The organism is Candidatus Neomicrothrix sp., from assembly GCF_035329545.1.
Taxonomy (GTDB): domain Bacteria; phylum Actinomycetota; class Acidimicrobiia; order Acidimicrobiales; family Microtrichaceae; genus Microthrix; species Microthrix subdominans.
The window spans coordinates 54,580-76,012 of sequence record NZ_DAOLGP010000003.1 but is presented as its reverse complement, the minus strand read 5'-3'; the positions used below and the strand labels follow the sequence as shown (position 1 = coordinate 76,012).

Here is a 21,433-nt window from a genome sequence, read left to right as displayed (position 1 = left end):
TCGGGTGCCGCGTCGGCCCGGTCCGGGCCGCCTTGCCGAGCGACCACGGCAGTGCCAATTGACCATGAGTAGCGTCACGGTGGTGATGGAACTGACGTGGTGCCGTGGGGTGTACCCCGATTCAGCCAACCGGATGGTCGTGGCGGTTACCCGGCCGGACGGTTCGGTGCTGCCGGACCCACGCTGCGATCCCGATCGTCGGGCGTTCGTGCGTTCGGCGGCCAAGCCCGCCCAGGCGGTGGGGCCGGTGCTCGACGGCACGCTCGAACGCTTCGGCCTCGACGAACGTCATTTGGCCGTCGCCTGCGGTTCGCACAACGGCAGCGAGGTGCACACCTCCTTGGTCGTCGAGATCCTCGATGCCGCATCGGTACCCCACGATGCCCTGACCCCGGGCGACGACGGCCAGGGCGGGCCCTTACAACACCAGTGCTCCGGCAACCATGCCCTGGTGCTGGCCTGGTGCGCCGCAAACGGTTGGCCGGTCGACGGCTACCTCCAGTCCGACCATCCGGCGCAGGCGGCGATGGACCAATGGGTGACCTGGTGGCTGGGGGTTGAGCCTGAGCGAGCGCCCGACGGGTGCGGCATGGTGGCCTACCGGGTCGCGCTCGCTGATTCTGCCCGTGCCTTCGGACGTTTGGCTCGTGCCGCCGCGGAAACCGTCGACGACATGCGGGCGACGTTTGTGCTGCCTTCTGAACACACGACCACTCGGTCGGTTAGGGCGGAGCCTTCCAGCAGCACCGGTCGGGGGGGAGCTCACCGCTCTTCTGTGGTGGGCGACGAGGCCGAAGCGTGGGTGGCCCTGGGGCGCTGCGGAGCGGCGATGGCGGCGCACCCTGAGTTGGTGCGCTGGCCAGGACAGCTGGATACCGAACTGATGTTGGCCGCTGGTGACGAAGGCCTCGTTGCCAAATGCGGCGCCGAGGGTTTCTGGGCCTGCGGCACCGCTGACGGTTGGGGCCTGGCGCTGCGGGTCCTCGATGGCGCTGTCCGGGCCTGGCCTCCGGCCGGCATGTGGGCGGTTCGAACTCTCTTAGCCGACGTTCTGGATTCGGACCTGGCCACGCCGGCCCTCGATGCGATCGCCGATCCACCAGTGCTCGACGGCAAGGGCGCGACCGTCGGTGGCCTGGCGGTCACCGACGCCCAGAGGTGACTGGGCTACGGACACCCTCTTCAAGTGGGGGTGGGGCCCGTGCACGATGGCGCATGCTGCCCGCAACCTGTTCGTCCGCATCGCGCCCTGCGAAAGTCTGACCGCCGACTTTTGCATGAGGGCCATGCATAAGTCGGCGGGGTGCCTCTTGCATGCCGGTCCCAGGGTCGTCTGGGTCGGCTGACTCGTGGACGCCGATGGGCCGATGGGTGCAGTGGTGCCCATCCGTGGTGCCCATCCGTGGTGCCCATCCGTGGTGCCCATGAGTAGCCATGTGCCGGGGCCAGCGGCAGGTTGACGGCCCCCGGCCTGGGCCACCTACCAGCGGGGGATGGCCGACCATCAGCGGCCTGGGCCACCTACCAGCGGCCTGTGCCGATTCCCAACCAGCGTCGGGTGGTCGCATGGCTGATCAGGTCGCGTCCGGTGATCTCCAGCGTGAGCGGTTCGGGGCTTGTGTCCGGACGGGAGGGGTTCTCTTCCTGGCCGACGACGACCAGGCGTCCGTTCTCGGGGCCGACCCAGGCCCAATCCAGGCGCTTCTCGCCGCGGAACTTGGTGAGGCGCACCCCGCCGGTGGCCCGGCCCTTGGCCGGGAGTGCGGCGACGTCGGTGGCCTTGGCGGTTTGGGCGTCGGTCACGCTGATCACCACCGCTCCTGGCACGACCGGACCTGCACCGACCACGGTCGCCCCGGAGGTCAGCTTCATGCCGGCCACCCCGCCGGCGGTCCGGCCCTGAATCGCAATGTTGGCAGCCGAGGTGCGCAGCGCCTGAGCATCGGAGGCCACGATGACGACGTCGGTATCGTCGTCGGCCTCGAAGGCGTCCACCAGGGAGTCGCCGTCCTTGAGCTTCATCGCCGGCTGTCCCGGGCGGGTCCCGACCAGCTCCTCGATGGTGATCCGCTTGGCTTGGCCACGGGCGCTCACCAGCAGCAGGGGTGCCGAGGCCCCGCCGAGATGGTCCCCTCGAGCGGGAGCGACGAGCCGCAACAGCACCTCCCCGCGCTCCAGGCCGAAGGCGTCGCCGACCGAGCTACCCCGTGACCTTCCGGCGACCGCATCGATCTCGGCGACGCTGGCCGAAACGGCTCGGCCGCCCGACGTGATCCCCCACACCGTCGCCTGGGTGGACGCGGTGACCCGATCGATCAGCACGTCGTGGCGGCCGAATGACGCCGCCTTGGGTCCGCCGACCGGCTCTACGCCCACCACGCCGGAACTGGACAATGCGACAACGCAGGGTTCATCGGTGGCGGGCTCGTCGGAAGCGGCCGCCTCGACGGCGGTGACGTCGCTGAGCGCCTCGGGTGACACGATGCGGGTACGTCGATCCCGCCCGAAGGCGTCGACCAGCTCGCGCAGCTCCTTGAGCACCAGGGTGCGGCGGCGTTGCTCGGAACTCAGAATCAGCTCGAAGTCGGCGATCGCCTCTCGCAGCTCGGCGATCTCACCCTCCAGCTCCAGGCGGGCCAGCGCGGTCAGCCGGCGAAGCGGCATCTCGAGGATGTCGGTGGCCTGGATCTCCGACAGCGACAGCTCGGCCATCAGGCGCTCCCGCGCCTCGGGGGTGTCGTGGGAGGACCGGATGATCGACACGACCAGGTCGATCGCATCGAGGGCGATCATGCGCCCTTCGAGCAGGTGCAGCTTGGACTGGGCCCGGGCCAAGCGGTGCTCGGTGCGTCGAAAGATCACTTCGAGGCGGTGGTCGATGTAGTGCTGGGCCAGGCGGGCGACGCCCATCGTGGTGGGGACGCCGTTGACCAGCACCACGTTGTTGATGCCGAAGCTCTCCTCCAGCGGGGTCTGGCGGTACAGCTCGGTGAGCACCGCCTTCGGATTGACCCCGGCCTTGCACTCGAAGACCAGCCGCAGGCCCGACGTGCGATCCGACAGGTTCTTCACGTCGGAGATACCGCTGATCTTGCCGTCCCGAATCAGGTCCTGGGTGCGGGTCAGCACCCGTTCGGGGCCAACCTGATACGGCAGCTCGGTGACCACGATGCCCTGACGGTTCTTGGTGACCTTGGTGATCTCGGCGGTGGCCCGGATGCGGAAGGTGCCTCGACCGGTGGCGTAGGCCTCGGCCAGACCGTCGTCGACGACGATTCCCCCGGACGGGAAGTCGGGCCCCGGGATCACCGCCATGATCTCTTCAATCGTCGGCTGGGGGCGCCGCTTGGTCATCACCAGCTCGACCAGGTCGGCCACCTCGCGCAGGTTGTGGCTGGCCATGTTGGTCGCCATGCCCACGGCGATGCCGGTGGTGCCGTTGACCAGCAGGTTGGGCAGGCGCCCGGGCAGCACGACCGGTTCGTCGCGCTGACCGTCGAAGGTGGGCCGGAACTCGACCGTGTCCTCGTCGAGCTCGGCCAGCATCTCCTGGGCGGCCGGCGTCAGCCGGCACTCGGTGTAGCGATAGGCGGCCGGCGGATCGTCGAGGCTGCCGAAGTTGCCGTGCGGGTCGATCAGGGTGACCACCCGGGAGAAGTCCTGGCCCATGCGGGTGAGCGCGTCGTAGATGGCCCCATCGCCGTGGGGGTGGTACTTGCCCATCGTTTCGCCGACCACGCCGGCGCACTTGCGGTGCGGCCGGTCGGGGCGCAGCCCCATGTCCTCCATCGCGTAGAGGATGCGGCGCTGTACCGGCTTGAGGCCGTCCCGCACGTCGGGGATGGCCCGAGAGGTGATCACCGACAGTGAGTAGGCCAGGAACGACTCCGACATCTCCTCGGCGACGGGTACGTCGAGAACGCGCGCTGCGAACGTCGGGGGCTCGGTGAACAGTTCGCCCTGATCGGACACGGGTGACCTCCGGGGGTGGTGGCAGGCAGAACGGGTGTTCGTCAGCTTAGGGGTCGGCCTAGCCGTCGAGAACCAGTTCGGCGGCGGTGCGGAGCCCGTCGACTTCGGACGCGTGGATCATCAGCGTGGTCACCGGCGAATCCCGCCACACCGCCAGCCGCTCCCGGATGCGCTCCGGCGGACCGACCAAGGCGATCTCGTCGGCGAACGAGGCGGGAACCGCGTCGATCGCTCCGGCCTGATCGCCGGCGAGGAACAACCGCTGGATCTCCATGGCGGCATCGCCCAGGCCCATTCGGGCCGCCAGTTTGGTGTGGTAGTTCTGCCCCTCGGCGCCCATGCCACCGATGTAGAAGGCGAGCATCATCTGGATGCCAGCCAGGCCCTCGGCGATCTCGGCCTCGCTCGGCCCGGTGACGACGAACGGGCAGATCACCGACACCTGGAAGTCGACGGCGGCCCCGGCCAACTGATCGGCGTACACGTCCTGGCGCCACGGCGAGTAATACAGCGGAAACCAACCGTCGGCGATCTCTGCGGTTTGTGTGACGTTCTTCGGACCCTCGGCGCCGATGAAGATCGGGATCCGTCGGCGCAGCGGGTGGGTGATCGGCTTGAGGGCCTTGCCCAACCCGACCGAGCCGGGTCCGGTGTAGGGATGCTGATAGTGCTCCCCCTGAAAGTCGACCTTCTCCTCCCGGGCGATCACTCGCCGGATGATCTCGACGTACTCCCTGGTGCGGGCGAGCGGCTTGTTCGACGGCTGGCCGTACCAGCCCTCGACTACCTGGGGGCCCGAGACGCCGAGGCCGAGGTTGAAACGACCGTTGGACAGGTGGTCGATCGTCAACGCGTGCATGGCGGTGGCGGTAGGGGTGCGGGCGGCCAGCTGGGCGACGGCGGTACCCAGCTGGATCTTCTCGGTGACCGCTGCCAGATAGGCGAGGGGGCTGAAGGCATCTGAGCCCCACGATTCGGAGGTCCACACGGACGCGAAGCCGAGTCGCTCCGCCTCCTGGGTCAGCTCCACCAGATTGGGTGGCGGCAGCTGGCCCCAGTAGCCCCACATCAATCCTAGGTCCAGGTCGCCCACGTCTCGTCCCCCTCATCGGCCCCTCCGGGTGAGGGGTGCAGAGTCACAGTCTCTCACTCACGTCGAGCGTCAAACACGACGGTGGGGGTGCCCACGCTCACGTAGATCTCCCCAGAGTTGCTTACTGAAATTCCTCACCCTCTGAGCATCCACCCGTAGGGGTGGGGTTCCTCTCAATGCTGGTGGTCGACCAAGACCACACCTGCAATCGAGAGGAACCCCGGCTCTGATGTTGACACCAGAGGAAGACATGGAGATCACAGCACTGAGAACGCGGGGGTGGTCGATCTCGGCCATTGCCCGCCGGGGTAGCTCGTTTCCGTCAGGTGGGCTACCGCCCGTGGAACCTGGGGGTTCGCTTCTCCTTGAAGGCGCGGGGGCCCTCCTTGGCGTCCTCGGACGCGAAGACATCCCAGCCGTAGGTGAACTCGTGATCGAGGGCATCGGACTCGACCATGCCGTTGGTCTCTCGCAAGGTCCGCAGGATGGCCTTGACGGCGAGGGGGCCGTTGGCGGCGATGCGCTCGGCGATCTCCAGCGCCTTGGCGAGTGCCTGGCCATCGGGGACGACGTGTCCGACCAGGCCCAACTGCAGCGCCCTTTGTGCATCGATGTGATCGCCGGTCAACAGCAGTTCGGCGGCGACCGTATAGGGGATCTGGCGGGGGATCCGAACGACCGACCCGCCCATCGCATAAAGGGACCAGCGCACTTCGGAGATGCCGAACCGGGCTGATTCGCCGGCTACGCGAATCTCTGTGGCGCCGGTTAACTCGGTCCCGCCGGCGATCGCGTGACCCTCGGCGGCGGTGATCAGGGGCACGTTTGGACGCCAGGTGCGCAGCAGCGCCTTCCACGGCAGATCCGGGTCGGCGGCCAAGCGACCTTGAACGTCGACGCCGCTGAGATCCTCGCCCTGGTGACCTCCGGCCATCTCTTTCAGGTCGGCGCCCGCACAGAAGTTGTCGCCGGCCCCGGTGATGATCGCCACCCGGATGTCGTCGTCGGTGTCCGCCTCCACCATGGCGTCGTAGAACCGCACCAGCACCTCGCCGTTGATGGCGTTCATCCGGTCGGGACGGTTGAGCGTCACGACCAAAACATGGCCGATCCGTTCGGTTAAGACTGCAGGCATCGATCTCCCCCGGGTTGCGAATCCGTTCGTGAGACTAGTCGGGGCAAGACTGGTCGCTATGAGCCATCACGGTCGCTGTCGACGCGACTCCGTCGAGGCCTCACGGCCGCACAGGGACGCTGCATGAACCCTCCGATCGACGAGTCGACGAGTGGTGCCAACGAGCCACGGTTGCAACCGGGTCCGCCCGTGCTCGACGACGAGGGGGAGGGACGCCTGCTCGAGGTGCTCAACGACGCTCAGCGGCTCGGGTTTCTGGGGCGGGGGCCGGTGGAGCGCCACGTCTCCCATGGTCTGGGGTTCGCCGCAGCCTGGGCTGAGGTCGACCCGACGATGGCAATGGGAGCCGACCGCAGCCCGAGGCGGATCGCCGATGTGGGCTCTGGCGGGGGGGTGCCGGGCCTGGTGCTGGCGATGGCGAGCGAGGCCCACCTGGTGCTGGTGGACAACAAGACTCGTCGGACCGATTGGTTGAGCGAAGCGGCCTACCGCCTCGGGGTGGACGACCGGGTAAGCGTGGTGGCCCGGCCCGCCGAGGAGGCTGGTCAGGACCCCGAGTGGCGGGGAAGCTGCGACGTCGTGGTGGCGCGCAGCTTTGCTGGGCCGGCGCCCACCGCCGAGTGCGCCGCCGGGCTGGTGCGCCGCGGCGGGCTGGTGGTGGTCAGCGAGCCGCCCGAGGCCGGCGACCGCTGGGCCGGGCTGGTCTCGGCCCAGATCGGTTACCAGGCCGTCCGCCTCGTCGATCGACCGGAGGGTCACTACGCCGTGTTGATCGCAGGCGGGGCACCGTTGGAAGCGCGCTTTCCGCGAACCTGGGCTGCCCAGAAGAAGCGGCCGATGTTCACCTGACCCTCAGCGGCGGCTCCCGGTGGCGTCGTAGCGATACGTGTCGAAGATGTTGCCGTTTGGGTCGAGGAGGAAGGCTGTGTCTCCGGAGTTGTTCCACACCGCCGAGTTGGACATGCACCAGTGCAGGTGGTCCGCCCGGTCGGTGCCACATCCGCTGGCCACGCGCACGGCGGCCCCCGCCGGCAGTTCGAAGCGGTCGGGGAACCCGTAGCGGTGCGACGCGGACTCGTCCTTGAGACCCCATCCGGTCAGGTCGATGGTCGAGTGGCCCGTGTTGGTGAGTTCCACCCATTCGCCGTTGAGGTCGTCATTGTCGACGCCGGGTGGATCGGCCGGCAGCGCCGACAGCTCAAGCCCTGCGGCGTCGGCTAAGGCGCGGTGGTTCCATATGCCACGACCCGCAGCCTCTGCGTCGGCCTGGGCCTGGGCCGAGGCCAGCGCGTCAGCACGAGCGACGTCGGGAGGGTAGCGGCGGGCGATCGCCAACCCGTCGCGGACCAGCACCTCGTTGACGAAGGTGTCACCGACGTAGACGTAGCGCAGTAGGCGGCCGTATCGATCGCGATCGGTGGTGTCGGTCTCTAGCCTCGATCCGGCACGCTGAGACCGTGAAGAATTGGGTTCGGACGCGACAAATGCGCTCCGTTCCAGCAAACTTGAGGGTGTTGAGAACCACAAGGAGGCTGGGATGGAACGCATCTGTCAGGTGCAACATAGCGCGTCGGAATCGGTGCGCTATGACGGCGACGATGAGACCGACAAGATCGTCGCGTTGGGCGGGCTGGGACCGGTCGCCGAGTACGCCGACCGGCTTGGGCTCACCGGCGGATTCGCAGACGCTGTGCCCTATCGGGGACCGGGGATACCGGTCGTTGACCGGGGCGGCTTGTTGGTCCATAGCCTGTTGATGTTGAACGCCGGAGGGGATTGCTGCACCGACCTCGGGATGCTCCAAGCCGCCGAAGGCGTGTTGGGTGATGTTGGTTCAGACACGACGTTCCGGCGGATGGTCGCCGACTTCGCGGAGACACCCGGGTCGACCAGCACCATCGACGACGTGATGCGGCAGGTCCGCACCCAGGTGTGGGCAGAGCACGGCTGGTCTAATCCCGGCCGTCGGGTGACCTTGGACATCGACGCCACCCTCACCCGTGTGCACTCGGAGAAGGAAGACGCCAAGGGCAACTACAAACGAGGGTTCGGGTTCCACCCGGTCGCGTGTTTCGCTGACTGCTCCGGCGAAGCCCTCGCCGTTGAGCACCGGCCCGGCAACGCCGGCGCAAACACCATTGCGGATCTGGTTGGGATCATCGACGCCGGCCTCGACGCGCTCCCCGCAACCGTCGCCCGGTCCCATCGCCCCGGGGCTATGGCTGCTGACGCGGCCAACGAGATCCTCGTTCGTTCCGATTCGGCCGGGCACACCCTCGGATTCTTGTGGGACATGTGGAACCGCAACCTGCGGTTCTGTGTGACCGGACGGTCGAACAACATCTTGAGTTCGGTGATCCTCGGATTCGATGAGAACACCGGCTGGGAGAACGCTTTGCGACCCCACAACGTCGACTTGGACGGCAACGATCCTGACGTCGACGCCCGTGCTGCGCAGGTGGTCGAGGTCACCAACTACCCGGCCATCGCGAAATGGGTCGGCCCCAAGAAGCGACCCAAAGACGACCTCGATGTTCACTACCCGCCAGGCACCCGGATCGTCATCCGACGCGAACCGTTACACCCCGGAGCCCAACAGCGGATGTTCGACACAAACGGCTGGCGTCACACCATCATCATCTGCGACCTCCCCGACGACAGCCCGTTGGAGATCGACCGGCTCCAACGCGAACACGCCCACGTCGAGGAGAACATCAAACGGCTCAAGACCACCGGCCTGGAGCGGTTCCCGTTCCCCGACACCGCCCGCAACCGCGTCTGGACCTGGTCGGCTGGGCCCACACCCTCTGCCGCTGGTTCCAACTCGACCTCCTCGCCGGCACCGAGTTCGAACACGCCCACCCCAAAAAGTTGAGACGTTGCCTCTTCGCCACACCGGCGATCCTCCGCGTCCGCAACCGGCAAACCTGGACCCTCTGGCCCCAACACTGGCCATGGAACCCCCACCTCCGCACCGCCGGACGACGACTCCGCACCATGAACACCCCCACACCCCTCCGGATCTGACCGCCAGCCGCTCCGAGCAACCTGTCGCCCACCGGGAACACCCCGCCGGGCTGCTTCACCGACCCCACAGACCAGCCCGAATGGCCCTCACCTCACCAAACAGGCAGCCACCAACACCCAAACCCACCCCGAGCACTCCAGCACACCCACACCCACCCGCCATCACACCAAAACAGGCTTCAGACCGCCACCAACAAAGAAACGTGCCGGATCGCGGCTAGGCGCACCTTGCCCCCGGACAGCAGTTCTGTCAGCCGCTCGGAGGCGACGTCGGCCAGGCACTCACCGTGCTCGGGGGCATCGATGCCGATCAGGCGCACCCGCTCGAGTGTGCCATCGACCTCAACGCTCAGCGTGTCACCATCGGTCACCCCGGCCACCGATGCAACGGGACCTTCGGGACGGTCGACCGGACCGGTCTCGCCGTGAGCAAGGCCACCACAATGCGAAGGCGGGTGGCGCGGGCGTGGTGATGCCGAGGAGCGGAGATGGGCCTCAGCCGACGACGCAGGACGTGGCGGTCTTGGCGATCGTTTCCTTGAGCGCAGCGGCCTTGGACTGGTCGCCACCGTAGGAAGCGGCGAGTGCATCCCAGACCTGCTGGTTCAGCTCCTCATCGCTGTTGATCGCCTCAACGATGCAATCCACCTGTTCGGCGGTGATGTCCTGGGTCTCCAGCTGCTCTCTCAACACGTCGCCGGCTCCGGCACATCGAGGGCCGGCCTTGGCGACCGGTGCGATGAGCTCCTTCGGAATCGTCGTGCTTTCGCTGAGCTGGCCGTCCATCTCGGTGATTTGTTCCTCACCGGCCTCGGTGTAGATGTTCTCACCGATACAGATGGCCTGTTCCTCGCTCAGGGACGATTGGCTGCCGGTCGATTTGGCGAAGTTGGACGCGAAGTCCTCTTTCGATATCGATCCTCCGCAGCCGCTCAGGCACATGCTCGTCGCAAAGACGGCGCTGATCATCAAGGTGGTCCAACGTCGCATTTGTGTCCCTGAAGGAGTGAGTGGATCTTCGGGCGGGGGCGAGCCAGACGCTAGTGGGTCGCCCTGCTCGACGCCGTGACGAAGCAGCAGCGCCGAAGCCGTGTCATCGCACAGCGGTAGCGACCGCTGCGCCGGTCTAGATGTTGCTGACGACCCATATGGTGGCCAGCACGACGCCGATGACGGCCGTCAAGGCGATCAGGAGGCCCAACAGGTTGGCGAAGGTCGATCGTTTGGATCGCTCCAGCCAGTCGGCGTGGGTGTCCGTCGTGCCCTCGACCCATCGGTCGACGTCGTCGCGATCGTCCTCGACCAACGCCTGGTCCTCGACGAAAAGGTCGGTCTCGACCGGCGAGGTGTCCTCAGCCTTCGGAGTCTTGGAGCGCTTGCGTTTGCGCTCACCTTTGCCCCGAGCCTTCGGCGTCGGCCCGTCGTCGTATTCCGGGTCGATCTCGCTGTCGCCGGCTTCATCGGCGCTGTGTTCATCCCGGTTGGGGGCGTCGAAGAACGCGTACAGCGCTGCCTCGTAGGCGTCGGAATCGGGCCCGTCGAGCGCATCCAGGTCGCTCGGTTTGGTAGAGGTGGGTGGCGCGGCCAGGTCCGAGGCCTCGAGTCGCATCTGCTCGGTACCATTGAGGTCGACCGCCTCGGTGGCGTTGGCCGCTGCACGAAAGCCACCGCGGTCGTCGTTGCGTTGGGTTGTGTCGTCGTAGTCCCACCAATCGTGACGTTCGACCCGTTCGCCGACCCGGTCCTCATCGGGTTCGTCGTCCGTGCGATCGTCGATGAAACGGTCATCGAGTTCGGCGAGCTCGCCAAAGACGTCATCCCTGGGGGTAGGTCTGGTCGTCGCTCCTTCGAGCAACCTCCCGGGTTCCTCAGGCAGCTCGGCGAGCTCGACGAAGTCGTCTGCCAGCGACCGGGTGACGGCGACCGACTCGGTCGGGTCGGGTGCGCGATCGCGATGGTGTTCTGGCACGACGTCGGTTTGACCTGACGGCACCGGGAGCTCGACGAAGTCATCAGCCGGCGGCCGGGTGGTGGCGACCGACTCGGTTGGGTCGGGGGTGCGATCGCGTTGGTGGTCTGGCGCGACATCGGTTCGATCTGACGTCAGCGGGAGGCCGGCGGATTCATCCGGTTCGGGTAGCCCGGCCAGCATCGTTTCCAAGCTGAAGAACTCGGAGTCGGTCCTGAACCGTGGTTGGGGGTCGAGGCGGTCGGCATCCGAGCTGGGCGGTTCGTCGGTGGTGAACAGCGAAAGGTTGTCCGGTGAATCCAACGCCGATTGATCGTCGAGGGGAATGCTCGCCCAATCGGTGTTGAGCTCGGAGGTGAGCCCCGCTGCCGAAGGGCTGGAATCGTCGAGCGGCAGCGGCGGAAACTCGTCTGGAAAGAGCACGAGGTTCGAATCCGTCTCGCTGCCGGGATCCTCGTCGTGGTCGGTATGGGCCTGATCGAGTTCGCTCCAGCCACCGTCAGCCCCTTCGGAAACCCAATCGTCGTCGACCGGGTGGGGATCGGGGGTGTCGGTGTCGATCTGCTGGGTGGCTTCGGTCGGCGGGCCGGTGTCGTGGTCACCGATGTCGTGGTCAGTGACGGTGTGGTCTTCGGTGTCGGTCGGGGGGCCGTCGTCCTGTGCGTCACCGGTGTCGGCGCCGGCGTCGATCTGCCGGGTGGCTTCGGTCGGCGCGCCGGTGTCGTCGTCACCAATGTCCGTGTCCGTGTCGGTGTCGGTGTCCGTGTCGGTCTGCTGGATGGCTCCGTTCGGCGGACCGATGTCGCCGTAACCGATGTCGTGGTCACCGATGTCGTGGTCAGTGGCGGTGTGGTCTTCGGTGTCGGTCGGGGGGCCGTCGTCCTGTGCGTCACCGGTGTCGACGCCGGCGTCGATCTGCCGGGTGGCTTCGGTCGGGCCGGCGTCGGTGTCGACTTGCTGAATGGGGTCGGCTATCGGGCTGGGGTCGGCGTGATTCTCGGTCTCGGTGTCGACATGGTCTTCGGCTTCGGTCGGTGGGCCGGTGTCGGTGTCGATCTGTTGGGTGGCTTCGATCGGCGGGCCGGTGTCGTCGTCCCCGATGTTGGCGGCCGTGACGGTGTGGTCTTCGGCTTCGGTCGTTGGATCGGCGTCGGTGTCGATTTGCTGGGTGGCTTCGGTTGGCGGGCCGGCGTCGGTGTCGACTTGCTGAACGGGGTCGGCTATCGGGCTGGGGTCGGCGTGATTCTCGGTCTCGGTGTCGACATGGTCTTCGGCTTCGGTCGGTGGGCCGGTGATCGCTTCAGCCGTGGAGGTCGGCGTGGTTTCGTCCTCAGGATCGACCTGCGGTTCGTGTTCTTCCTTGAAGAGATCGAAGCGCTGCCCCAAAGGCGCCGTCTCCGGTTCGTCGCTCCTCCAACCGATCGTCTCCTCGTGGTTGGGCCTAGCGGGGCTGTCAGACGGCGGCAGTCGATCGGCGAAGAGGCCTTCGTCCGTGTCAAACGGTGTCGTAGCTGCCACCGTTGGCCCGTCTAGCGGCTCGTTTGGTTCCGCTTGGGTCGGTTCGACCCACGAGTCGGGTGGGGTGATGTCGGGCGGCAGCGTGACATTCCGGCGGGGGCGCGGCTCGTCGGCTGGCGCGCTGTCCGGCTCGGGCTCGGTGAACAACGGTTCCCTGGCAGAGATGAAGACCGGCTCGTCCTCGGTCGTCGGTTTCTCGCGAACGGCGTCCAGCCGCCCCCGATCGGCCGCCTCGTTGAGCGCAGCACGACGACGATCGCGTCGACGTCTGAACAGGCCACGTTGTTTCGGGGGGGCCGTTGCGTCGTTCGGACCCTCGACCTTGGGCGGTTCAGCCCGGGACTGAGTGGTTTCGGGCTCGACGGTTGCGAACTCGAGGGACTCGAACTCGAACTCGAACTTGAACGACTCGTTCTCGATCTCGGAGGATTCGATCTCGGGCTTGATTTCCGAGGACTCGATCTCGTCGGACTGGATCTTGTCCGATTCGAGGTCAATGGTGCCGGGCTCGACGCCCTCGATGCGTGCAGGTTCGAGATCGGCGGCCTCGAGTTGGACAGCCTCTACCTCGACGGGCTGGATCTCGACGGCCTCGATCTGGGCGGTCTCAGGCTCGACGGGCTGGATCTCGACGGCCTCGATCTGGGCGGTCTCAGGCTCGACGGGCTGGATCTCGACGGCCTCGATCTGGGCGGTCTCGGGCTGCGGCGCGTCCTCGTCGAGCCGCCACGGTTCGTTGCCCAAGGACGGGGGAGGCAGCGGTGTGTCCCCCGCTCGATCGGGCTCGCCCTGGGAGGGGATGTCGGAGATGGAAAACTCGGCCGTGGCGGGCGCTGCTGGTTTCCGGGTCGGAGCGACGGGCGGCCGCCCGGCCTCAGCATCCGGTTCGGGTTGGCCGATGGTGGGGGGCGTCTGGGCGCCGTCGTCGGGGTCAAGGGGAGCGAGATCATCCTCAGCGAGCACGGCGTCGACGACGGTGGTGACCGCAGTCGGGTCAGCGTCGCTGGGGAGCACGCCGTGCTGGTTGGCCCGTTCGGAAGGACCGGAAGAGTCGTCGGTCGCTGAGGCGAAGGCGGCGATCGCTTCCGGGGTCAGCGCATCGATCTGTCCGGTAGGTGTCGACGCCTCGGTTGGCCTCGGCGAACCGCTGGGGTCTTCTCTGGCAAACGCCGACGGGTCCGGCGGATCGGGGCTGATCGGGTTGATCGGGCTGATTCTTCCGGCGGGTACCGGTAGATCCTCCAAGGGGCCTTCGGCGTCCGCAGCCAAGTCAACCTTGACGACCGGAAGCACGGCGGTGTCCTCGCTGGACGGACCATCGGACCGTTCGTGGGGAACCACCTCGGGGGGCTGCAGGACAGACCGGTCGGGCATAGGGGGTACGTCGAAGGGCAGGTCGACGACATCGGTGCCCTGCGGTGGCGTCGGCTCGTCCTCCGAAAAAAACTCGTCCGCGGTGGCCTGATCCGAAGTATCGGTCTCGAAGGAGCTCGAGTACGGGCGCCGCTCAGTCACGATGTCAAACTGTACTCCCCGAATCAGCATCGATCCGGCGGCCATCGTGTCTTCCGACCAACTCTTGGCCGGAGCCCGAGACGGTGCCGGTAATCGGGCACGACCAGTTGTTCCCGAAAGGCGATCCTGTGGATTTCGACGATACCCCGGAAGAAGCAGCCGTCCGGTCGGAGGCTCGCCGCTTTCTGGACGCTCATGCCACGAGGCGAGCCGACCACGACAGCTCCCATCTGGGTAACCATCGTCCGGCCAGCATCGCCGCCGATCGCGAGCATCGGGCCCGGGCCGCCGCGTGGCAGCGCACCAAGCTCGACGGCGGTTGGGGAGCACCGTCGTGGCCCATCGAGCATGGGGGTCGGGGCCTGAGCCCGCATCTGGCCGCTCTCTTCGCCGAGGAGGAGGCCCACTACGACGTCTCGGCACGCTACTTCCAGGTTGGGCTCGCCATGGTCGGCCCGACGTTGATGGCCCACGGCTCACCCGAGCAGCTGGAGCGCTTCGTCAGCCCCCTGTTGCGGGGCGAAGAGATGTGGTGCCAGTTGTTCTCGGAGCCAGGAGCGGGGTCTGACCTCGCCGGGTTGGCGACTCGGGCCGTCGCCGACGGGGATGAGTACATCGTCTCCGGACAGAAGGTGTGGACCACCAGCGCGCACCTGGCCGAGTTCGGAATTCTGCTGGCCCGCACCGATCCGGACGTCCCCAAGCATCGTGGCATCTCCGCCTTCCTCGTCGACATGTCCTCGCCAGGCATCGAGGTGCGACCACTCCGCCAGATCGATGGAGCGGTGCATTTCAACGAGGTGTTTTTCGACGAGGTGCGGGTGCCGGCCGGGGCCCTCCTCGGAGGGTTCAATGCCGGGTGGGGGGTCGCGCTCACCATGTTGAACTTCGAACGGTCGGCGATCGGTGGGGGCGGCATGATCGAGTGGCCTCAAATCATGAATCTTGCGCGTGAACGTGGCGCCGGTCCGCTCGATCGCCAGGATCTGGCTCGGCTGTGGACCCGGCTCGAGCTGCTTCGCTTCCTCGGCTACCGGGTGCGCACGGCGATCACTCGGGGCGATCCGCTCGGGCCGGAGAGTTCGGTGATGAAGCTCGCCGTCTCTGCGTTTTACGAGGACGTCGGTAACGTGCTGATGGGTCTGCAGGGGCCCAACGGCACGTTGTGGTCCGACAGTGATCCCAACCGAGGCGTGTACACCGGCGTCTTCTTGTCGCAGTGGGCCCCACGGATTGGCGGCGGTACCGATCAGGTGCAGCGCAACATCATCGGCGACCGGGTGCTTGAGCTACCTGCCGAGCCCCGGCCCGACAAGACCGAGGTGTTCAAGAACCTGCCCCGCAGCTGACGCTCGGACGCTGCCAAGTCGGGAGTTCAGAGCGCGCCCGGACGGCACTCCGGGCTCCCCAGTTGGGAGGGGTTGCGTAGTCGGGAGCGTCTCAGCCTGCGGGAGTGGGGGCGGTGAGCAGCTTCGCTTGGTGATCGGCCAACGAACCGCCGGTGAGCTCGAGAAGCCGTGCCCGGGTGACGTAGCGGTGGGCGGGATGCTCCCAGGTGAAGCCGATCCCGCCGTGGTTCTGCACGTTCACTTCAGAGTTGGTGAGAGCGGCACGTGTAGCCATCACGCGAGCGGCTTCCACCTCGAATGCGCCGTCGGGTCCGCTAGCGTCGACGGTGAGTGCGGCCCATCGAGTTTGGGTGATGGCGGCCTCGGCTCGGGCCGCCATGTCGGCACAGCGGTGCTTCACCGCCTGAAACGAGCCGATCGGCTGCCCAAACTGCTCGCGTTCCTTGGCGTATTCAACCGACATCGCACAGGTGGCCTCGGCCAGGCCGGCCATCTGTGCGGACACCAACGTGGTCGCCCAACGGGCGGTGGCTCCCGACGGGTCGCTCGCACCTGGGATGACTGCGTTGGCTCGAACCCGTCGCAGCGGGGTTGACGGATCGAGCGGGGCGACGTCGGCGAGAACCTCGACGTCTTCACTCGAAATGAGGACGGCCTCGTCGCCTGAGACCACCACGATCCAAGCAGCGCCTTCGGCGTGCTGGACCAACAGGTCGGCGGTCGTTCGGTCGCCGATGACGGCGGGTGAACCCTCGGTGGACACCACCGGTTCGCCCCATGCCGCCCGGAGGGTGCCAGCCGCCAGATCGGCTGCGGCATCGAGCTGCGCTGCGGCGGCCAGACGGGAGGCAACGATCTGGGCGACGAAGGGGCCGGGCGCCACCTGGCGACCGAGTTCCTCCGCCAACAGCACCTCCTCAGCCAGCCCGTAACCCACGCCTCCGTCGGCCTCGGCGAGCCCGAGGCTGAACCAGCCCAGTTCCCCGAAACCGGCCCAGCGGGCGTCGTCGATGAGCGGATCGCCCCCACCGGGTCGCTCGCCGGACAACAACGTCTCCTGCGCTCCGATCACATCGAAACGGTCGCGGTCGTTGAGCGGAAAGGCGGCCTCGAGCGCGTTGTGCACGGTCGAGGCGATCTCGGCTTGTTCATCGGTGGGAAGCAGGTCCACTGGGGGTCCTCTCGAACAGTTCGTCGGGGTGCGTAGGGCTAGGGGCGGAGGAGGCCGGAGCCTCAGCGGGGTGGTCTGGGCAGGCCGAGCACCCGCTCGCCAACGATGTTGCGCTGGATATCGGTGGTGCCACCGCCGATCGTGTAGGCGAAGCTCTGCAGATATGGGCCCGTCCAGTTGCCGTCGCCGTCGATCGGGGTGAGGCCCAGCGCGTCGGTTCCGATGATCTCCATACCCAGCTGGTACACCCGCTGGTGGAGCTCGCCGTGGAACGCTCGAATCAGCGAACCCTCCGGCCCCGGCATGCCGGATCGCCGGGTGCGGCTGATGCCAGCGACCGTCATCGATCGCAGGGCAGCAACCTCGGCCCGAGCGGTGGCCAGACGACGAGCGATCTCGTCATCGTCGATGCGGGCCCGGCCGCGTGCGTCGCAGCGGTTGCGGGCTTCGACGATCAGCTCCTCGACGGTGGCGGCCAGCTCGATCTGGTCGGCCATGAAGGCGGTGCCCCGCTCGAAGCTCAGCGTGCTCATCGCTACCCGCCAGCCATCGTTGAGTTCACCGACCACGTTGGTCAGCGGGATGCGGACCTCGTCGTAAAACACCTCGGCGAAGTCGGTGTGGTGCGCCATCGTGTCGATCGGGCGTACCTCGATGCCGGGCGTGGACATGTCGCAGATCACCCACGAGATGCCCTTGTGCTTGGGGGCGGTCGGGTCGGTGCGCACCAGCAGTTCCTGGTAGTCGGCCACGTCGGCGTAGCTCGTCCAGATCTTCTGGCCGGTCACGACCAGCTCGTCGCCATCGACGACGCCCTTGGTCGAGAGGCTGGCCAGGTCGGAACCGGAGTTTGGCTCGGAGAAACCCTGGCACCACACCACCTCGCCGCGCAGGATCGGGGGCAGGTGCTCGGCCTTCTGCTCGTCGGAGCCCGACGCCATGATCGTCGGGCCGCCGTGGTTGTTGCCGACGAAGGTGCAGCTGTTGTTGAGCGTGAACGGGGGATCGGCCCGGGCGAACTCCGAGTACCAGATCATCTGCTCGATGTCGGAGAGACCCCGGCCACCGTAGGAGCTTGGCCAGTTGATGCCCGCCCATCCTCCCTCGTAGAGCGTGCGCTGCCAGGCGAGATCGAAGTCGCGCATCGGCTGCCCCATCGGTGGGCGCGCCTCGGTCGGGAGGTGCTCGCGCAACCAGGTGCGAGCCTGGTCCTGGAACTCTCGCTCCTCGGTCGTAAACTCCAGATCCATGGGGCCTCCCGGGCGGCGCCGGCGGAATTGGGCAACCGGCCGGCCGTGCTCGGGGGCAGGTTACCAAGAGCTGACGGGTCGTCAGATTGCGGAGCGTCGACCGGCCGGGCGCGAGCTGCGGAGCGAGGCGGAGCGCGGCGCGCTGCCGTCCACGAGCGGTAGCTCGCTGGCTTGGGCGATGCCGGCCCGGTTGAGCAGAGGAGCGAGCAACTGGGCGGTGGCCACGGCGTCGTCGGCGGCCCGATGCGCCGTGCCGGGTTGAGGCGAACCCAGGGCCCGCGCCACCTCGGACAGACGAAGGGGGGCCATGCTCAAGCGGGATGCCAACTCCAGCGTGCACAACGGTCGCAGGAGCGGAGCGGGGATGGGCCGCCCGGCCCGCCGGTATTCGCGAGACAGAAAGCGGGTGTCGAAGGGTGCGTTGTGCGCCACCAGCGTCCGGCCGCGCAGCGCGTTGCTGACCTCGTCGGCGACTGCGGAGAACGGCGGAGCGGTGGCCAGGTCGGCCTCGCTGATGTGGTGGATGTGCTCGGCCCCGTGTCGGCCGTCCTCGGGTCGGGTGCGCCAGGTGAAGGTGTCGGTCAGGGCGCCGAGTCCATCGGCATGGACAACCGCCAACTCGATCACCCGATCGAGGGTGTGGTCGAGCCCGGTGGTCTCGGTGTCGACGACGGCGAAGAGGATGGGGCGCCGCCGGCGGCCGGCCGGGCGTCGCAGCCAGATGATCGCGAGGGCGGCTGCTGCGATGGCCGCTGCCGTCCCCGCCGCTCTGCTTTGCTTTGGCTCTGCCGCTTCGCTTGGTGCGGGCTCGGTGGGTGGAGTGTCGGGGCGGTTTGAGATTGTTCGTCGGCGGGACCAGCCAGCGACTACGGCGTTGCCCAGCATGGCGGCCAGCATCGTTGCTGCGGCGACCAGCGCGGTGCTGCGTGTCGCTCCCAGACGGTGATGGTGTCGGATCGGGTAGCTGGTTTTGGTCCCCACCCCACAGACCCTACGGATCGGTAGTGACGTCGAAGGTGAGATCGGCGCACAGTCGATCGGTGGCGCGGTGATCGAGGCTGAAGCGGATCGGACCGACCAGTGCGCCTCGGTTGGCGCTCAGGTGAAAATGCCGGAGAAGGGTCCGCCCCCACGACCAGCGGGTCGCCGCGATCGCCTCTCCCCCCGGTCGCGTTGTGAGCAATGTTTGCCCCTTGGCGGCACCGTAACGAAGCACTCGTGCCGATGAAGGAGATTCGTTGTTACACGGTGGCGATCCAACCGAACGCGCTGAAGGCGACGACGAGCGCCACCACGCCAATGAAGTCCATCGACGCGGTCACCGTCGGCGTGCCGTAGGTGTCCGGGTCGACCTCGAGCCGCCAGGCGGCAATCGTGCCGTAGTAGGCGAGCACCGCGACGGCGGCCAACGCCACGATGCCGGCGGTCAGCGTGCCGACCACCATGGGAATCAGCCCTGGGCCGGCCTGGCCGGTCAAACGTCCGAGCAACTGCGCCCCGACGGCGTTGTAGAGGAAGACGGGAATGCCGATGGCGCAGGTGGTCAGGATGTCTCGGCGGACCTCGGGGCCGGGGATCACGTCCGGGTCGGCGAGTCCAAGGTGCAGCTTGGTGGCCAGCCGGGAGCTGAGGATGCCGCCCAGCGCACCGGCGCTGGAGACGAACGCCGGCGCCAGGATGAGCAGCGCCGGCACCAGGACGAACGCGTGAAGCTGCTTGGTGACGACGACGCCGGCCATCGTCGAGAGCACCGCCGCCACGACGAGGATGGGAGCCGACTCCCGGCACACCTGGGCGAGAACCGGCAGGCGGGACCGCAGCGCAACGACAAACCACAACACCGATGCCGCCGCTAGAACCCAGCCGAGCATCGTCGTGACCACGGTTGGCCACTTCAGGGCCAGGCTGGCCAGGAACAGCATGGGAACGGTGATCACGTCGCCCAGGGTGGATACCGAGGGGGCCACCAGGTTGTCGAGGTCCCAGTTGCGTCGAACCCCCAGGACGGCCAGACCAACGGTGGCGATCAAGACCAGCACGCTGGCAGCGACACCACCGACGATCGACACCATCGCCAGCTGACCCAGGTTGATGTTGCCTTCCAACCCGAACGCGCGGCCCACCACCGCAGCGATCACCGCCAACGCAAAAGACAGCACGGACGACAGCGCCAGCGAAGCGGTGACGTTTTGGCCCAGCACCGAGCCGCCCCGCAAGGACACCGAAAAGGTGCCGGTGTGGATCGCCGTCGAAAGCCGGTTGCCCATGCTGCCCATGACGTTGCCGCGCAGCCCGATGGCGGCCGGCACCAACGTGAGGAGGGTGGGGTAGCGCTGAAAAGTGCCCAGCGCCGAGGCCAGGATCAAACCGGCGATGAAGCTGGACGTGGAGTTGAACCCCAGCGCCGTCAGGCTTTGGCGCGCCGCATCGCTGGTCGGCCCGATGAGGTCGACCAGGCGACGGCCGGCGGCCAGGGAACGCCGGCGCAACTGTCGGTGGGAGGACACGGGTCCGCCATCGTTGGTCCTTTGCGTCGATGGCTCGCATGTGGGGCGGCCGGGCCCCCAGTCTAGGCAGCTGTGGAAATCGACCCGGAGGCTGGAACGGCTAGACCAGGTCGAGCCGTTCGGCCACCTCGCCCCACAGGGCCCGGTAGCGGCGCGACGCCAGGGCGCTGGGGGATGTGACGACGGTGGGAAGCCGCTCGGCGCCCATCCGCTCGATTGCGGTGGAGTGAGGAATCGACGTCGTCAGGAAAACGGGATCGGTTGCCCGGTACTCGGCGTGGAGGTGGCGTTGGGCCACCTTGCGCTCGTCGAGCAACGAGAAGAAGGCAGCCACCGGCACGTTGGTGGAGCGCTCGCCGACGAAGTGTTGCAGCTGGCCCAGGGTTCGCAACGCCAGCGGGGTGGGTTCCACGGGGACGAGTAGTAGGTCGGCCAGCTCGATCAGGTTCTCCATGACGACGGTGAGCCCCGGCGGGGTGTCGACGATGACCAGGTCGTACGCGTCCGCCAACCGGTCGATTGTTTTGGAGAGAACCCGGGCGGGATGGCGCTTCTCCGACATGGCGATGTCGATGCTGCGCAGGGTGTCGTCAGCCGGCAGCACGGCCAGGCCGGGGACCCGGGTGTGGCGGGCCAGTCGAGCGACGTCCCGCCGACCCCGCACCACGGTGCGTGCGGCGTTCACCGGCTCGGGATCGACCCCGACCCGCCAGGTGGCACCCGCCTGCGGGTCGAGGTCCCAGAGCAGCGTGCGCAGACCGGTGCCGGCCGCCAGGGCGGCCAGGTTGACCGAGGTCGAGGTCTTGCCCACCCCGCCCTTCATCGACGCCAACGCCAGCATTTTCACTCGCCCGACCTTAGGGCCCGCCGCCGCCGCTCGCGACCCAAAACGTCGCAACACTCAGCCGCCGATCACCGGGATGTACC

General features: G+C 67.5%; 16 protein-coding genes. 4 read left to right on the top strand and 12 right to left on the bottom strand.

The window, feature by feature from the left end:
- Window positions 1–64: 64 nt before the first annotated feature.
- Entirely contained in the window at window positions 65–1,162 is a 1,098-nt protein-coding gene (locus PKD89_RS02790; protein WP_289011333.1) for an asparaginase, read from the top strand.
- Between the two features lie 359 nt (window positions 1,163–1,521).
- On the opposite strand, the gene PKD89_RS02785 is transcribed toward PKD89_RS02790, so the two are convergent.
- The 3 genes from PKD89_RS02785 to PKD89_RS02775 form a co-directional block, all read right to left on the bottom strand.
- Complete coding sequence (locus PKD89_RS02785; protein WP_289011332.1) at window positions 1,522–3,972, bottom strand: DNA gyrase/topoisomerase IV subunit A; 2,451 nt, start codon at window positions 3,970–3,972, stop codon at window positions 1,522–1,524.
- Window positions 3,973–4,030: 58 nt separating this feature from the next.
- A complete protein-coding gene (locus PKD89_RS02780; RefSeq protein WP_289011331.1) occupies window positions 4,031–5,065 on the bottom strand; it encodes an LLM class F420-dependent oxidoreductase in 1,035 nt (344 codons plus the stop codon).
- Between the two features lie 331 nt (window positions 5,066–5,396).
- Complete coding sequence (locus tag PKD89_RS02775) at window positions 5,397–6,200, bottom strand: crotonase/enoyl-CoA hydratase family protein (protein ID WP_287394103.1); 804 nt, start codon at window positions 6,198–6,200, stop codon at window positions 5,397–5,399.
- Window positions 6,201–6,323: 123 nt separating this feature from the next.
- Here PKD89_RS02775 and PKD89_RS02770 point away from each other — a divergent pair, with 123 nt between their 5' ends.
- A complete protein-coding gene (locus tag PKD89_RS02770) occupies window positions 6,324–7,049 on the top strand; it encodes an RsmG family class I SAM-dependent methyltransferase (protein WP_289011330.1) in 726 nt (241 codons plus the stop codon).
- 3 nt (window positions 7,050–7,052) lie between these two features.
- Here PKD89_RS02770 and PKD89_RS02765 read toward each other — a convergent pair whose 3' ends face one another.
- Window positions 7,053–7,748, bottom strand: a complete 696-nt coding sequence (locus PKD89_RS02765) for a lamin tail domain-containing protein (RefSeq protein ID WP_289011329.1) — start codon at window positions 7,746–7,748, stop codon at window positions 7,053–7,055.
- Between PKD89_RS02765 and PKD89_RS02760 the strand changes: the two genes are divergently transcribed.
- Window positions 7,738–9,075, top strand: a complete 1,338-nt coding sequence (locus tag PKD89_RS02760; protein ID WP_289011328.1) for a transposase — start codon at window positions 7,738–7,740, stop codon at window positions 9,073–9,075. The genes PKD89_RS02765 and PKD89_RS02760 overlap by 11 nt on opposite strands.
- Before the next feature lie 331 nt (window positions 9,076–9,406).
- Here PKD89_RS02760 and PKD89_RS02755 read toward each other — a convergent pair whose 3' ends face one another.
- The 3 genes from PKD89_RS02755 to PKD89_RS02745 form a co-directional block, all read right to left on the bottom strand.
- Window positions 9,407–9,598 (bottom strand): thermonuclease family protein, encoded by a 192-nt coding sequence (locus PKD89_RS02755; RefSeq protein ID WP_289011327.1) that lies wholly within the window; start codon window positions 9,596–9,598, stop codon window positions 9,407–9,409.
- A gap of 124 nt (window positions 9,599–9,722) precedes the next feature.
- On the bottom strand, window positions 9,723–10,196 hold the full coding sequence (locus tag PKD89_RS02750) for a hypothetical protein (RefSeq protein WP_289011326.1): 474 nt from the start codon (window positions 10,194–10,196) through the stop codon (window positions 9,723–9,725).
- A gap of 157 nt (window positions 10,197–10,353) precedes the next feature.
- Complete coding sequence (locus tag PKD89_RS02745) at window positions 10,354–14,229, bottom strand: hypothetical protein (RefSeq protein ID WP_324332262.1); 3,876 nt, start codon at window positions 14,227–14,229, stop codon at window positions 10,354–10,356.
- 128 nt (window positions 14,230–14,357) lie between these two features.
- Between PKD89_RS02745 and PKD89_RS02740 the strand changes: the two genes are divergently transcribed.
- Window positions 14,358–15,578: an acyl-CoA dehydrogenase family protein gene (locus PKD89_RS02740; RefSeq protein ID WP_287379961.1), complete on the top strand. Its 1,221-nt coding sequence runs from the start codon at window positions 14,358–14,360 to the stop codon at window positions 15,576–15,578.
- 91 nt (window positions 15,579–15,669) lie between these two features.
- Here the strand turns inward: PKD89_RS02740 and PKD89_RS02735 are convergent, their stop codons facing one another.
- From PKD89_RS02735 to PKD89_RS02715, 5 genes are all read right to left on the bottom strand, one after another.
- The gene (locus tag PKD89_RS02735) at window positions 15,670–16,749 is read right to left on the bottom strand and encodes an acyl-CoA dehydrogenase family protein (RefSeq protein WP_289011324.1); all 1,080 of its coding nucleotides are present in this window, start codon (window positions 16,747–16,749) and stop codon (window positions 15,670–15,672) included.
- 62 nt (window positions 16,750–16,811) lie between these two features.
- Entirely contained in the window at window positions 16,812–17,999 is a 1,188-nt protein-coding gene (locus tag PKD89_RS02730) for an acyl-CoA dehydrogenase family protein (protein WP_287379963.1), read from the bottom strand.
- Between the two features lie 81 nt (window positions 18,000–18,080).
- On the bottom strand, window positions 18,081–18,980 hold the full coding sequence (locus PKD89_RS02725; protein ID WP_287379964.1) for a 3'-5' exonuclease: 900 nt from the start codon (window positions 18,978–18,980) through the stop codon (window positions 18,081–18,083).
- A 260-nt stretch (window positions 18,981–19,240) separates the two neighbouring features.
- On the bottom strand, window positions 19,241–20,506 hold the full coding sequence (locus PKD89_RS02720) for a magnesium transporter (protein ID WP_289011323.1): 1,266 nt from the start codon (window positions 20,504–20,506) through the stop codon (window positions 19,241–19,243).
- 100 nt (window positions 20,507–20,606) lie between these two features.
- Window positions 20,607–21,347, bottom strand: coding sequence for a ParA family protein (locus PKD89_RS02715; RefSeq protein ID WP_324332271.1), 741 nt, complete (start codon window positions 21,345–21,347; stop codon window positions 20,607–20,609).
- Window positions 21,348–21,433: the final 86 nt, after the last annotated feature.

Coding starts and splice junctions, on each gene's coding strand:
- PKD89_RS02790 (WP_289011333.1), top strand. CDS start 65: ATGAGTAGCGTCACGGTGGTGATGGAACTGACGTGGTGCCGTGGGGTG.
- PKD89_RS02775 (WP_287394103.1), bottom strand. CDS start 6,200: ATGCCTGCAGTCTTAACCGAACGGATCGGCCATGTTTTGGTCGTGACG.
- PKD89_RS02770 (WP_289011330.1), top strand. CDS start 6,324: ATGAACCCTCCGATCGACGAGTCGACGAGTGGTGCCAACGAGCCACGG.
- PKD89_RS02760 (WP_289011328.1), top strand. CDS start 7,738: ATGGAACGCATCTGTCAGGTGCAACATAGCGCGTCGGAATCGGTGCGC.
- PKD89_RS02765 (WP_289011329.1), bottom strand. CDS start 7,748: ATGCGTTCCATCCCAGCCTCCTTGTGGTTCTCAACACCCTCAAGTTTG.
- PKD89_RS02750 (WP_289011326.1), bottom strand. CDS start 10,196: ATGATCAGCGCCGTCTTTGCGACGAGCATGTGCCTGAGCGGCTGCGGA.
- PKD89_RS02730 (WP_287379963.1), bottom strand. CDS start 17,999: ATGGATCTGGAGTTTACGACCGAGGAGCGAGAGTTCCAGGACCAGGCT.
- PKD89_RS02715 (WP_324332271.1), bottom strand. CDS start 21,347: ATGCTGGCGTTGGCGTCGATGAAGGGCGGGGTGGGCAAGACCTCGACC.